Raw genomic sequence first — 14,384 nt, 5'->3', positions numbered from 1 at the left:
TTGAACGAATCGGAAAACGGGGCGTTTTTTTTGAACAACAGCGAAAATTAAACGAACACAGCAGAAAGAAGGTTTGATGTGGTATGCGTAATTTTGCACCCACAAACCAGAATTTGTAATAACTAAAAAGTATAATTTAAACAATGAAGATTTCGTTTCATCAGATTAGTTTGGTTGTAATGGCTGTGGCAATGTCGTTCAGCTGCAGCCTTGGCGTGTCGGCCCAGCAGCTTAGGGCAGAAAATATCGACGAGGTGGTTAAGGCGATGACCCTCGAAGAAAAATGTCATATGGTGCTGGGACGCGGCATGCATTTTAACGATGAAGCTAAATTTCCTGGTACTGCAGGCAGTACTTTCTCTGTTAATCGCCTTGGTATTCCTGAAACCTATTGTGCTGACTCTCAGCAGGGCTTGCGTATGAGTGCTACACGTGCGTGGGATCATCATGATTATTATCCTACTGATTTCGTGGCTTCTATGACGCTGGCTTCAACATGGGATCGCGAGGCTGCTTTCAAGGTGGGTAAGGGCATTGGTAATGAGGTTCGAGAATTCGGACTCGACTGGATTCTTTCTCCAGCCATGAACCTGATCCGTAATCCGCTGTGTGGCCGTAACCACGAGTATTACTCTGAAGATCCATATCTCTCAGGAACTATTGCTGCAGACTATGTAAAAGGTGTGCAGAGCGAAGGTACGGCAGCATGCCCCAAGCACTTTGTGGCTAACAACCAGGAAACAAACCGTAATAACAATATCTCGCAGGTCTCTCAGCGTGCGCTGCGTGAGATTTATCTCAAGGCTTTCGAGATTATGGTGAAGGAGAGTGATCCTTGGACCATCATGACATCGTATAACAAGCTGAATGGCCCTTATGCAGTTCAGAATGGTGAGCTGCTTACCACTATCGTTCGCGACGAGTGGGGATGGAAGGGTATGTTTGTTAGCGACTGGAATGCAGGCGATGATGCCGTTGCAGCTATGTTGGCTGGTAACGATATGCTGCAGCCTGGTCAGGACAAGCAGTATAAGGCTATCTACGAGGCTGCCAAAAGCGGCAAATTGCCCATGGAGGTGCTCGATGCCAATGTGAAGCGTATATTGGAATATGTAGTAAAGACTCATAATTTCAAGGGTTATAAGTATAGCAACGAGCCTGACCTGAAAGCTCATGCTCAGGTGGTGCGCGAGGTTGGTGCCGATGGTATCGTACTGCTGAAGAATAGTGGCATTCTGCCTCTCGCAGGTAAACGCGTTGCTCTGTTTGGATGCACCAGCTACGATTGGATCTCAGGTGGTTCTGGTTTTGGTGGAACATCAGTTGGCCACTATACCGTATCTCTGGTTGAGGGAATGCGCTCTGCTGGTTACGAGGTGTACAAGCCCTTGATTCGTACCTATACCCAGCATATAGCTGCTGAGGAGAAGCGTCTGTTCCCCAATGGGCGACCCCCATTCTCATTGATGCCACCAGCACGTGCTGACGAGAAGCAGTTTACTGCCGATGAGCTCAATGCAGCTATTGAGGGTAGCGATGTAGCTATCATCTCATTGGGTCGTAAGAGCGGTGAGGCTGCCGATCGTAGTGAGGCCGACTTCTATCTGAAGGAAGGTGAGAAGCAGTTGATTAAGGCCGTTAGCGAGGCTTATCATGCTAAGGGCAAGCAGGTAGTTGTGTTGCTCGACATCTGCAGTCCTATCGATGTGGCCTCTTGGCAGAATCAGATTGACGCTTTGGTTTGTACTTGGCAGGGCGGTCAGGAGAGTGGTTTCAGCTTGGCTGATGTACTCTCAGGCAAGGTGAACCCAAGTGGAAAATTGCCTATGACCTTCCAGAATAAATATGGCGATGCCTATGCTGATAAGAACTTCCCCAGCAATGTTGATGACAAGACACTTGGTGCTATGTTCATGTGGGGTTATAACAAGGATCAGGCTCCTAAGGAGCGCAAGCCACAGGCCAATATCGACTATACCAACTACGAGGAGGATATCTATGTAGGTTACCGCTATTTCGATAGCTTCGGTAAGTCTGTTGCATATCCATTTGGCTTCGGACTCAGTTATACCACTTTTGGTTACGATAACCTGAAGGTTACTGAGGCCAATGGCGTGTTCACAGTTAAGGTTGATGTGAAGAATACTGGTAGCAAGGCTGGTCGCAATGTAGTTGAGCTGTTTGTTGCTGCACCAAACAGCAAGAAGGCAAATAAGCCCGAAAAAGAGCTCCGCAACTATGCTAAGACCAAGCTGTTGCAGCCTGGTCAGACAGAGACCATCACCATGCAGGTAAAGACTGAAGATCTTGCTTCGTTCAACGAGAAGGCTTCTGCCTGGAAGACCGATGCTGGTGTCTATACCTTCATGATTTGTTCATCAGCCAACGATGTTGAGGCCAAGGCTACTGCTAAAGTAAAGGCCTGGACCAAGAAGGTGAACAACGTGATGAAACCCAATGTAAAACTTAATTTGCTTAAGCGATAATGAAACAATTTTTTTCGATATTAGTGCTTGCATGCTGCTCTGTGCCTATGATGGCACAGTGGCAGATGCAGCCAACTCCAAATGACACACTCCAGCCAGTTCGTAATCTAGGTGGTGGTAAGGTTGCTTTCAGTATCTATGCGCCTAACGCCAAGCAGGTGGGCTTTGGTGGCGACGCTATGCCTTGGGGCAAGCCTCTGCAGTTTACTAAGGCCGATAACGGTGTGTGGACTGCAGTTATCAGCGACCTGAAGGATGGCGTTTATCGCTATAACTTCACCGTTGATGGCGTAAAAGTGCAGGATCCAAAGGGTGCGCTCTCTGCCGAGACATCAGCTCTCGCCAATATCGGCGATGGTAAGCAGTTCTACGATATGCGTCAGGATGTTCCCCATGGAGCACTGGCTCAGCGCTATTATTTCAGCAAACCTCTTAATGCCCTGCGCCGCCTGCATGTTTGGACGCCTGCAGGCTATGAGAAAAGTGCCGATAAACTGCCCGTGCTCTATCTGATTCATGGTGGTGGCGATAACGATGCCTCTTGGCCAGGAGTAGGCTGCGCTTGTAATATTCTTGACAATCTACTGGCTGAAGGCAAGATGAAACCCATGGTGGTTGTGATGCCCAACGGCTCTATTCCTGTAAAGAATATGATGGACGAAGTTCCCCTGTTTGAGCAGGACTTGGTTACCAGCATTATTCCTTATATCGAGGATAATTATCGTGTGCTCACAGGTAAGGCTCATCGCGCTATGGCCGGACTCTCTATGGGAGGTATGGAAACCATGGAGGCCATCCTGAACGATAACGATAAGTTCGAGTACTTCTGGGTGCTCAGCGCAGGTTGGTTCCCCGCTCAGAAAGAGCAGTTCGAGGGCTATCGCCAGCGCCTGAACAAGGCTGCTCCAGGCATTAAGAAGAATGTCCGCCAACTGGTGTTCACTCAGGGCGATCCTGAGGATATTGCCTACCAGAATGGGTTGGCCACCCTGAAACTCTTCGATGCAGCTGGCATCAAATACGAGTACTATACCGCTCCAGGCGGACATACTTGGTACACATGGCGTAACAACCTGCATCAATTGGCTCAACGATTATTCAAGTAATAATAATTATTTATACCAATATTTTATGAAAAAAACTATTATGACTTTGGCGCTCGCAGCTATGTGCTGTGCTGGCGCTCAGGCACAGGAGAAACTCTTCAATAGTGCCAGTGTTCAATCTCCTGTTATTAACAAAGACGGTACCGTTACATTCAACCTCTTTGCTCCTAAGGCAGTAAAGGTTGAGGTTACTGGCGACTTCCTGCCTACTCAGCCCATCGAGATTCCTGGTTATGGCAAGTACGATGCTCCAGGAGTAGCCCAGCTCAAGGAGGGTAAGAATGGCGTATGGAGCTATACTACCGATAAGTTGGCTCCTGAGATGTACAGCTACACCTTTAATATCGATGGTATGACAGGTGTAAAGGATCCTGCTAACATTTATGTAAACCGTGATATCGTTTCTTTTACCAATATCTTTATTGTTAGCGATCAGAAGGGCGATAAGGGCGACCTGTATAAGGTAAACGAGGTGCCTCACGGAAACCTTTCTAAGGTTTGGTACAACAGCCCAACGCTCAAGATGCAGCGTCGTATGACCATCTATACACCTGCTGGTTACGACAAGGGTGGTAAGTATCCTGTATTGTATCTGCTTCATGGTGCTGGTGGCGATGAGAACGCTTGGAGCGAGCTCGGACGCGCTGCACAGATTCTCGACAACCTGATTGCTACAGGTAAGGCTAAGCCTATGATCGTGGTTATGCCTAATGGTAATCCTAACTGTCAGGCTGCTCCTGGCGAGTGGTCATGGGGTATGTACACTCCTGGTTTCCGCGATGGCGGTACTGGACCTACAGCTCCTGCTGCAGCCTCTATTCCAGAGAGCTTCATGGACATCGTAAACTATGTTGATGCCAACTACCGCACGCTCAAGGATCGCTCTCATCGTGCCATCTGCGGTCTGTCAATGGGTGGTGGTCACACCTTCCACGTAAGTCTGCTCTATCCTAACAAGTTCGACTACTTCGGACTGTTCTCAGCTGGTCTGCACCTGTCTAATGGCGGTTATCAGGATTCGTTTGCTGAGCAGATTAAGAAGGATCCTAACTTCGCACAGCAGAGTGCCAAACTGTTTGGCAGCAAGCCCAAGCTCTATTGGATGGGTATGGGTAAGACCGACTTCCTTTATCAGAGCACAGTTGACCTGCGCAACTACTGGGACAGCAAGGGTTACAAGTACGAGTATGTAGAGACCGATGGCGGCCACATCTGGCGCAACTGGCGTATCTACCTCACCATGTTCGCCCAGAAGATTTTCAAGTAAAAAGTAATAACCCCTCGCCAATCGCGAGGGGTTATTACTTTCCCGTTCTGTCGCATTTGCAATGCGACAACATCTAATATGTGCATTTGTAATGCATAAAGATGCATAGGTCTATAATAAAAAAAGAAATTAACAGAAAAACTCTCATCTCTCAAGAAATCTCTCGAAATGCCTTTAAATACAGGCGTTTCGAACAATTTCTTGAGAGATGGAGGGATTTTTCTATCAAACTTTTTAAAAACATATTTTTAATACCAAAGAAACTACATCAGAAGGAACAGAAATGTTCCTAGTAAGGGCGCTCGGCTTTGCCGCTTCGCTTGTCGAAGAACAATTGATTCCCCTACTGGGAATAAATTTCAATGCACATTATTATACTCCCAACGAAAAAGCCATAGACTACGATGTCTATGGCTTTCCTATATTATAAAAACAACTTTTGCTTGAATATCAACCCTCCTCTTCTGGGGTTTCGTCGTAGGCTAGCATCAGGAGGGTGATGAACTCAGAAACTTCGTTGAAACATCTTGAACAGGTTGAGATGTAGGCATCGGTGTAGATGGCGTCTTCTTGTTTGTTTACAGAAACAAATGGGGCTGTGCGATTGATGTATGTCCAATAGCAATCCTCAATGCTCTTGAAGGTGTTTGAATAGTAATACCTATCAATAGTCATTGCAAGTGTAAACTTGTTGGCTTCTGCTGTGATATCAATGCGTGCTGCGGCCTGAACGTACATATCGAAGGTCTTGCCGCCATAACCCTTACGTGATGCTACTTCACCAAAAGCATCGACAAGTGTTATCTGATTATCGGTCCAGTCTACTGCAATCTGGCGCTGATAGGGCTTGGCCTCAATAAAGGCGGCTATAGCTGTCTTTACCTTTTCTATGTCGAGTTTGGTGCCTTCTGGTTCGATTGGGAATTCGAACTTGTATGTGATTGTAGGAGACTTCTTGTTCAGATCAAGCAGGTTCTTGCCCCACTTTTTCTTGTTGTTGTCCTTGGTCTGGTTGAACTGTTCAATGGCTTCATTGAAAGAGTCAACATTGATTTTTACCTGTGCGCGGATATTAACTGCACACAATACTGCGATACAGATAAATAAGATTCGTTTCATAGTTATAAGTTTTTAAATGTTATTGGCTCCGCGATGGCGGTCGAACTTGCGAAGGATGAAGTTGAAGGCCTCTAAGCCTACAAGAACCAGAAATGTAGATGCGATGGAGAGGATATACATTCCACCTCCGCAGGCCAGTCCGATGGCAGCAGTAACCCAAAGGCCTGCTGCTGTGGTAAGTCCGCGCACCACATTCTCACTCTTATGGAAGATGATGGTACCGGCACCAATGAAACCGATACCTGAAACGACTTGGGCGGCTACACGCGATACATCCCAACGGTGCTCTGGGGTGTGCATGGCTCCTTCGAAACCATAGGCAGATACTACCATAAACAGGGCTGAGCCTAAGGCCACAAGGAAGTGGGTGCGCAATCCAGCTTCCTTGGCGCGATACTCACGTTCAAGACCGATGGCACCACCAAGAAGGGCTGCCACAAAGATGCGCAATACAAATTCCCAAGTCATATCCATAATCAAAGCTTTTTACGATAACAACGATGACGGCGATGAATAGTGGCATCTAAATATTGCCATTGTGAGAGTACGCCTTCGTTCGACTCCATCTGTGGTCCTGTTTCTGCCCATTTAAAACCGTAGCGCTGGAACTGGCGGATCAAATCGTCGAAGATAAGAGCATTAGCACCCTTGCCGCGATATTCGGGCAGAACGCCAATCAGCAACAAATCGACAGTATCGGTATTATGCCATTTAAGCGTCTTGAGCAATTCCCACCAGCCAAAGGGCAGGAATCTGCCGTCGCGAGTGCGTTGCAGCGTGCGAGAGAACGAAGGGAAGGTTACGCCAAAACCCACCATCTTGTCGCCATCCATGATACCGGTAACAAGATTCAGGTCGGCTATCTTAATATAATCGTTAACAAGTTTATCTATCTGGCGCTGAGATAGTTCTGAGAATCCGTACAGATCCTTATAGGTGGCATTGAGCAGGTGGAACACCTCGCGGCCCCAACCATCGCTTACAAGTTCCTTGCGGGTGAACTTATGCACTCTCAGACCATAACGGTCGCGAACCATCTGGGTTATCTTTGCAAACTTTTCAGGAACCTGTTCGGGCACTTTTACTTTGCACTCCACATAGTCGTTATCCTTGTAGAATCCGCCCATCTGCTCCATGTGCTGGGGGTAGTAAGGATAGTTGTAGTTGATGTACATGGTGGCCAACTGGTCGAACCCATCAATAAGCATGCCTTCGCGATCGGTATCGATAAAGCCTAAAGGACCAGCAATCTCGGTCATGCTTTTGGCTTTGCCCCAATCTTCAACTGCCTTAATCAAGGCTTTACTTACTTCCGGATCATCGATAAAGTCGAACCATCCGAATCTTACCTGTCTGCAATTCCAACGTTCGTTGGCACGGTGGTTGATGATAGCTGCCACGCGTCCAGCTATCTTACCGTCCTTAAAGGCAAGGAAATATTCTGCTTCACAGCATTCGAATGAAGGGTTCTTGTCGCGACGCAGAGTTGCCATCTCGTCTAAAAAGATAAATGGTACAGCACTGTCGCAACCTCTGTAAAGGTCGTAATAGAACTGTATAAACTGTTTCAGTTCTCGTTTGGTCTCTACTCTTTTTATCTTTATCATGGTGCAAAATTACGACAAAAAAACGAAACTCACAAACATTTATTAAGTTTTTTTAAAGAGCGTCGATGTATTCGTACAGCTTCTTATAGAATGGATGTCGGGTAAGTGTGGAAGCATCGCCAAGAATGATGAGTTTCATTTTGGCACGAGTGATAGCCACATTCATACGTCGCAGATCTCGTAGGAATCCTATCTGTCCGTCGTCGTTGGCACGCACCAGCGAAATCATGATGATGTCGCGTTCCTGTCCTTGGAAACCGTCGACGGTATTGATGCTGATGAGGCCTTTGAAGGGTTTGAAAAACTCACGTTTCTTAAGCTGTTGGCGCAGATACTGCACTTGTGCTCTGTATGGTGAGATGACGCCCACGTCGATGCGCTCTTCAAGGATACGCTCCTTGCCTATCTTCTCGAAATACTGCTGCAGGGCCAGCAATGTGAGTTCGGCCTCGGCCTTGTTGATGCGACCAAAGCTTTCGCCTATAAACTCCTCTTTGAATGAGATACCACTGTCCTCGGGGAAGACAAACTGTGATGTGTCAATCCATGTCATTGGCACGTCAAGGTCAAGAATGCTGCGGAACTTTACATCTGGCGAACTCTCTACCTGGTTATTGTAGAACCAGTCGCTCGAGAATCGCATAATATCCTCGTTCATACGATACTGCATCTTGAGTAGTGTTACCACCTCGGGCTTATTCTCTACGATACGTTCCATCAGCGTCTTGCCAAGACCGGCCTTCAAGGCTTCGTAGCTCTTAACGGTAGGGGGCAGCTGACAATGGTCGCCAGCCAGAATTACTCTCGAAACCCTGCGAATAGGTATCCAGCATGCTGCTTCGAGTGCTTGTGCAGCCTCGTCGATAAATAAGGTGCTGAACCTCTGCCCGTCAAGCAGTCGGTTAGCTGAGCCCACAAGTGTACAGGCGATGACACGCGCCTCACTAAATAGTTCGTTCTTGATACGTAACTCTAATTCGGTGGCGCGTTCTTTCAGTCGTTCTACCTTTTGGTGGAACTTCTGATCGCCCTTTTTGCGGTTAGCCCTGACCTCACGGATGGCCTTTCTTAATGCCCAAAGCATCTCGTAGTCGGGATGGGCTTCGAAACGGCGTTCGTAGGTAAACGATAGCATTTTGTCGTTTACACGTGTAGGGTTACCTATTCTTAACACGTTAACTCCACGGTCGACCAGCTTTTCTGATATCCAGTCGACAGCCATGTTGCTCTGTGCACAAACTAGTACCTGACTTTCACGTCGTAGTGTTTCGTATATGGCTTCAACGAGTGTTGTAGTCTTGCCTGTTCCTGGAGGTCCGTGAACGATGGCCACATCTTTGGCTCTCAACACCTTGTTCACGGCATCCTCTTGTGTGGCATTGAGGTAGGGGAAATGGAGCGAGCTGAAACTAAATGTCTCTGCCTTGACCCTATTGTAGAACAAGTCGCGCAGATAACCCAAACGTCCTTTGGCATTAATTACCTTGTCGAGGGCGTTGAACATCATCTTATAGCTCGTCTCGTCGAAGAATAGCTGTACACCGACATTAGCGGCTGTCTGTACGTCGATAAGGCCGTTATCGGGCACGCTTATCACCATCCTGTTACCATCCACATAGCTCACGCTGGCCGTCATCTTGAAATAGCTGATTTTATCGCCATCAACACTAAAAAAAACGACGGGCTTGCCATATTCAAAATTATGCTCTATCTCTTCATCGGTTTCGCGGAAGACCTCTATCACCCTTTGGTTCAGAGAATTAAAATAGCTCTTTCCTATGGTTAAGGGGTACCATACGTCACCACGTTTCACCTTCCGTTGCAGTCCCATGTTCTCTGTCTGCTGGCGGAAGGCTTCCTTCTCGGCTTCGTACTCAATCTGAAGTAACTGCCGTTGTTTTTGTAGCGCCAATATAGGCGAATCCTGCAGTTTTTCCATAAACAGCGGCAAAATTACAAAAAAACTTCGAAACTCTTACCACCTTATATAAAAAAGTAGTAACTTTGCAGCCGAAATGAAACAGATATTGTTAATTAACGACATTGCAGGCTACGGCAAAGTGGGCATGGGAGCCATGTTGCCTATCCTGTCTTACTTGGGCATTCCTACATATAGTCTGCCTACAGCACTTGTGTCTAATACCCTTGACTACGGTAAGTTTAACATCCAAGACACCACCGAATACATCCGCGGTACCCTGCCTGTATGGAAAGAGCTGGGATTTGGTTTCGATGCCATCTGTACGGGTTTGATGTTCAGCGAAGAACAAGCCAAACTGGTGGCTGGCTACTGCAGAGAACAGGGCGAACAGGGAACAACGGTTTTTGTAGATCCTATTCTTGGAGATGGTGGCCGCCTGTATAATGGCATGACTGAACGCCAGGTAGAACTGATGCGCGAGATGGTATCTGTGGCACATCTTACGTTCCCGAACTATACTGAGGCTTGCTATCTTACAAATACTCCGATAAAGATGGAGGGCATTAGTTGGGAAGAGGCTGGTGACTTGCTGGATTGTCTGCGTAAGATAGGCACCAAGTCGGCCTTGATAACCAGTTGTAAGGTAGATGGACGAAATGCTGTAGTAGGTTATAACCACTTTGATGATAGCTATTTCCATTTGGAATACCACGAGATTCCAGGACTGTTTCATGGAACTGGCGACATCTTCTCTGCCGTATTGATTGGTCATCTGCTGAATGGCGAGAGTCTTAAGGTTTGCACTCGTACAGCTATGGATACCGTGTTCCGCATGATTGAACGCTATAAGGATACCGACGATAAGAATCGTGGCATCCCAGTAGAGAAATGCCTCGATCTTCTATGAGGCTTCACCCACTGCATACCGACATAGCTAAACCAGAATGGTTTACCTGGCCTTTCTGCTATGAGCCACATCCACTCTGCCTCTTGGCTTGTGAGGAGTTGAAACACGAGATTGAGCGGATAAATCCTTCAGAGGGAAAAATGTTTGGGGTACTTGTGGTTGAGTCGGATTCTTGGACAAGCCAAGCGGCAGAGCCGAGCGGCAAATCCGACACAACAATAGCAAAGTTGGGATTTCTGGCAGCTTATTCGGGATTACTTGAAGGGCGGAACGATTGGGAGTATTTTGTGCCTCCAGTATTTGATGCACAACAACCAGATGGCTATTTCAAGCAGAAGGAAAGAGAAATTTCTGAAATTAACCATCACTTAACACCTACCACACAACACCTTCCCCGCCAAATGTCGCAGGATCTTCAATTGTGGCTGTTTAGGCAGTATCGCATGCTGAATGGTAATGGCGAAGAGCGGGATCTTGTTGAAATCTGGCACGACTATCATCAAAGTCCCAAGATACAGAAGAAATTTCCATTACCACCTGGTGGTACTGGCGATTGCTGTGCTCCTAAACTCTTGCAATATGCCTATCAGAACCATCTGAAGCCTGTGTGTATGGCCGAGTTCTGGTGGGGACCATCTCCGCAAAGTGAGATACGTCATCACGGTGAGTTTTACCCGGCATGCAGGGGGAAATGTAAGCCCGTACTTACATGGATGCTGCAAGGATTGGATGTAGATCCTGATCCGGAAACCCATGGTTTCTTGCATCAAGGCGTGGAAATCATTTATGAGGATGATGCCATTGCTGCAGTATATAAACCTTCTGGGATGCTGAGTGTTCCTGGTAAAGCAGATGATTACTCTGTGGCTACTTGGGCAAAGGAACGATGGCCCGAATCCATGCTTCCTCATCGATTGGATCTGCTTACATCTGGTATGATGCTTGTGGCAAAGCATGCTGAGGCGTATCATCATCTGCAAGACCAGTTTGCTGCTCGTACCATTAAAAAGAAATATCTGGCTGTGGTTGAGGGGAAAGTTGAAAACGAACATGGCGTTATCGACTTGCCGCTTAGCAGCGACCCGCTCAACCGTCCGCGTCAGATTGTCGACTTTGAAGGTGGAAAGCGTGCTATAACTGAATACAGAGTTCAGCAAACTGCAGAGTGGGAGGGGCGGAGCGTCACCTTGTTGGCACTTTATCCTCACACTGGTCGCACTCATCAGCTCAGAATGCATTGCGCACATCAGAAGGGATTGGGATGCCCTATTGTAGGCGATGAACTCTATGGTCATAAGGCAGACAGACTGTATCTTCAGGCAGAATCAATAGCTTTCGTTCATCCGTCAACAGGTAAACGCATGCATCTTTTTTGCCCTCCAAACATAAAAATATGGCGATAATGATGGCTGTTTACAGAAATTTTGCTATATTTGCAAGCGGAAACAATTAATTATGTGTCTCATGAAAACAGCCAAAGGTATATTTGTATTGATTTTAAGTTTAGTTGCGCTTGGTATAAATGCTCAGAATGATAACCGCAAAGGAAATATTAGTGGAATATTATATCAACTGACATTTAATATTCCAGAAAAGCAATCGGAGAAAGTTACAGGAAATGCTACTATTACCTTCGATATCAAGACAAAACAGAATGTTGTACTTGATTTTCAGGGAACTCCTGGTGATGTGCTGGTCTATAAAGCTAATAAAGGCAAAGGCAAGAAAGCTAAGGTGAAAATTGAAAACGATCAGATTATTATTCCTGGCAAGATGTTTAAGCTGGGAACAAACAGAATCTCTGTCAACTTTACAAGTCAGGATAAGGCATTGACCCATAGCGGAGATGTTGTTTTTACTCAGGTTCAGGCAGATGAAGGACGTGCGCTCTTCCCATGTTTCGATGATAATGAAATGCGCGGACAATATCAGACAACTATCAACACTCCTGCGGGGTGGAAGTCTGTAACAGTTGACATGGCAGAAAAGCTAGCTCCTATCGATTATTGTTTTGTTACTGGTAAGCTGTTCGAAAAGACATCGAATACTGATGGGCGCAATTTGCGCGTGCTATATTCTGAGACTGATCCTAACAAAGTGGCCCAGATTGATGAGGTGTTCACAGAGGTGGCAAAGGCTATGAAGTGGATGGAGGGCTACACAGGAATAGGAAATCCATATGAGAAAGAGTGTGTGATATTTATTCTGCCAAGTCTTGATCTTGGTGGAGTTGAGCGTCGTGGCACGATTGCTTTTAGCGATAAGACTATTTTCCTTGGTAAGAAGCCTCTGAAAGAAGAACTCCTGAAGCGTACAGAGGTTATTTCCCACGAGACATCGCATATCTGGTTTGGTAATATTACCGCTATTGACGAGCCTTGGGCTAAGGAGGTGCTGGCTAACTTCATGGCATCGAAGATTACGCGCAGCCAATATAAGAAGGAGGAGGTTGAAGTGAGCTTTATGAACAGCTATATGCAGAATGCTATTGCCTTGGACCGCACCGAGGGGACTCATCCCATAGCATGGGAGGTTGACAATCCTCGCGATCCTATTCTGTGGTACGATAATATCAACTATTGCAAAGGCCCTGTCATGATGCGTATGATGGAAGACGAGATGGGTGCCGAGGCTATGCAAAAAGGTCTTCAGCAGTGTTTGCGCGACCATTATATGGGTAACATTAGCTGGAATCAGATTGTTGATATCCTTGACAAACAGGCCCCCGCTGCTGGTATTCGTCAGTTTAGTGATGTGTGGGTAAAGCAAAAGGGTATGCCCGTTATCACTTGCACATATAAAGACGGTCAGGTAATTGTCTCTCAGAGTGACCCATATGGTCGTGGACTATGCTGGCGCCAGAAGTTTGAACTGAAGGTGATTAATAATATGGGTATTGCACAGATTATGAAGGTGGATATGCAGCAACCCACCATGACATTCAAGTATAAGGGTGGCGTCCCTGATTTTATTATTCCTAATCAGGATGGTCGTGGTTACGGACGTTTCACACTTGCTGACAGTTACGTTAAGAATCTGCCAACAAAATTGATTACCACTCGCAACGATATTAATCGTTATACATTGCTTAATCTGATTCATGATAACTATCTGCAGGGCAAGTTGGCGCCTTCGCACTTTGGTGAGCTGTTCCGCTTCTTGGGTAGGGAAAAGAATCCTCTGATTATGGAAACAGCCATCAACCAGATGCATAAGATTGCCTCTGATCTTACTTTGCAGCAGAGATATACCCTTGAACTGGTTATTATGGACCTGCTGGGTGAGAATAGGACAAAAGAGTGCCGCCAGTTTGTCCTGCGCAAGCTTGGTACAAGTGCCATTTCACCCGAGGTATTGGATAAACTGCAGACCATACTTGATCGCCATAACGAGGAGGTGCTGGATGAGCACGACTATATGGCCATTGCCTATCGTCTGGCTGTCACACGTCCTGAACGTCGTGACCAAATTCTTGAAAAAGAGCGTAATCGCCTGATTACTTCTGGTAACGATGAATTGCGACAGGAATTCGATTTCGTTAGTAAGGCTACTCATCCGAATGCCAATGCGCGTGAAGAGGTGTTCCGTAGTTTGCTGAAGGCTGAGAACCGTGTTAATGAGTCTTGGGCTCTTAATGCCTTGCGTCTGTTGAACTCAGACGTGTTCGAGCCACAGAGCAATGTGTATATCGTTGAGGGACTTAAGGCTTTGCCTGAGATTCAGAAGACTAACAGTCTTGCATTCCCGCAACGTTGGACGCATACGCTTATTACTCCGCACAGGAGTGAAGAGGCAAAGATCGAGGTGAAGAAGTTCCTTAATGAGTCTGCTGATTATCCTGCAAGTCTTAAGAACTTCGTATATGAGTCGGCGTGGGTTCTGATGAATCAGATTCCATACGTTGACAATACACCAAAGCCTGCAACTACTGCTACAAAGAAGAAGACTACTACCAGGAGGAGAAGGTAGTT

At 46.6% G+C, this 14,384-nt stretch carries 10 protein-coding genes; 6 read left to right on the top strand and 4 right to left on the bottom strand.

What is annotated here, in order from left to right; translation table 11 throughout:
* Positions 1–143 precede the first annotated feature (143 nt).
* Genes BUB86_RS03795 through BUB86_RS03785 form a run of 3 tightly spaced genes read left to right on the top strand, consistent with a single transcriptional unit; the run spans position 144 to position 4,859 of the window.
* The gene (locus BUB86_RS03795; RefSeq protein WP_081373080.1) at positions 144–2,486 is read left to right on the top strand and encodes a beta-glucosidase; all 2,343 of its coding nucleotides are present in this window, start codon (positions 144–146) and stop codon (positions 2,484–2,486) included.
* Positions 2,486–3,592, top strand: a complete 1,107-nt coding sequence (locus BUB86_RS03790; protein ID WP_073205698.1) for an alpha/beta hydrolase — start codon at positions 2,486–2,488, stop codon at positions 3,590–3,592. The genes BUB86_RS03795 and BUB86_RS03790 overlap by 1 nt, the downstream gene beginning before the upstream one ends.
* Before the next feature lie 25 nt (positions 3,593–3,617).
* Positions 3,618–4,859 carry an esterase gene (locus BUB86_RS03785; RefSeq protein WP_073205694.1) on the top strand — a complete coding sequence of 414 codons (1,242 nt, stop codon included), beginning with the start codon at positions 3,618–3,620 and terminating at the stop codon, positions 4,857–4,859.
* A gap of 450 nt (positions 4,860–5,309) precedes the next feature.
* On the opposite strand, the gene BUB86_RS03775 is transcribed toward BUB86_RS03785, so the two are convergent.
* Genes BUB86_RS03775 through BUB86_RS03760 form a run of 4 tightly spaced genes read right to left on the bottom strand, consistent with a single transcriptional unit; the run spans position 5,310 to position 9,524 of the window.
* Complete coding sequence (locus BUB86_RS03775; protein ID WP_139261385.1) at positions 5,310–5,978, bottom strand: hypothetical protein; 669 nt, start codon at positions 5,976–5,978, stop codon at positions 5,310–5,312.
* Positions 5,979–5,990: 12 nt separating this feature from the next.
* A complete protein-coding gene (locus tag BUB86_RS03770; RefSeq protein WP_073205951.1) occupies positions 5,991–6,446 on the bottom strand; it encodes an MgtC/SapB family protein in 456 nt (151 codons plus the stop codon).
* An 8-nt stretch (positions 6,447–6,454) separates the two neighbouring features.
* A complete protein-coding gene (locus tag BUB86_RS03765; RefSeq protein WP_073205683.1) occupies positions 6,455–7,585 on the bottom strand; it encodes an N-acetyltransferase in 1,131 nt (376 codons plus the stop codon).
* Between the two features lie 52 nt (positions 7,586–7,637).
* The gene (locus BUB86_RS03760; RefSeq protein WP_073205680.1) at positions 7,638–9,524 is read right to left on the bottom strand and encodes an AAA domain-containing protein; all 1,887 of its coding nucleotides are present in this window, start codon (positions 9,522–9,524) and stop codon (positions 7,638–7,640) included.
* A gap of 76 nt (positions 9,525–9,600) precedes the next feature.
* Here BUB86_RS03760 and BUB86_RS03755 point away from each other — a divergent pair, with 76 nt between their 5' ends.
* The 3 genes from BUB86_RS03755 to BUB86_RS03745 all read left to right on the top strand — a co-directional run bounded on the left by BUB86_RS03755 (position 9,601) and on the right by BUB86_RS03745 (position 14,382).
* Complete coding sequence (locus BUB86_RS03755; RefSeq protein WP_073205677.1) at positions 9,601–10,413, top strand: bifunctional hydroxymethylpyrimidine kinase/phosphomethylpyrimidine kinase; 813 nt, start codon at positions 9,601–9,603, stop codon at positions 10,411–10,413.
* Positions 10,395–11,816, top strand: a complete 1,422-nt coding sequence (locus BUB86_RS03750) for an RluA family pseudouridine synthase (RefSeq protein WP_410543924.1) — start codon at positions 10,395–10,397, stop codon at positions 11,814–11,816. The genes BUB86_RS03755 and BUB86_RS03750 overlap by 19 nt, the downstream gene beginning before the upstream one ends.
* A gap of 88 nt (positions 11,817–11,904) precedes the next feature.
* Positions 11,905–14,382 carry a M1 family metallopeptidase gene (locus BUB86_RS03745; RefSeq protein ID WP_175549398.1) on the top strand — a complete coding sequence of 826 codons (2,478 nt, stop codon included), beginning with the start codon at positions 11,905–11,907 and terminating at the stop codon, positions 14,380–14,382.
* Positions 14,383–14,384 lie beyond the last annotated feature (2 nt).

Origin of the sequence: Xylanibacter ruminicola, from assembly GCF_900142525.1 — a bacterium.
Lineage (GTDB): Bacteria > Bacteroidota > Bacteroidia > Bacteroidales > Bacteroidaceae > Prevotella > Prevotella ruminicola_A.
Note: the sequence above shows the minus strand (reverse complement) of the source record. Positions and strands in the feature narration are given on the sequence as shown.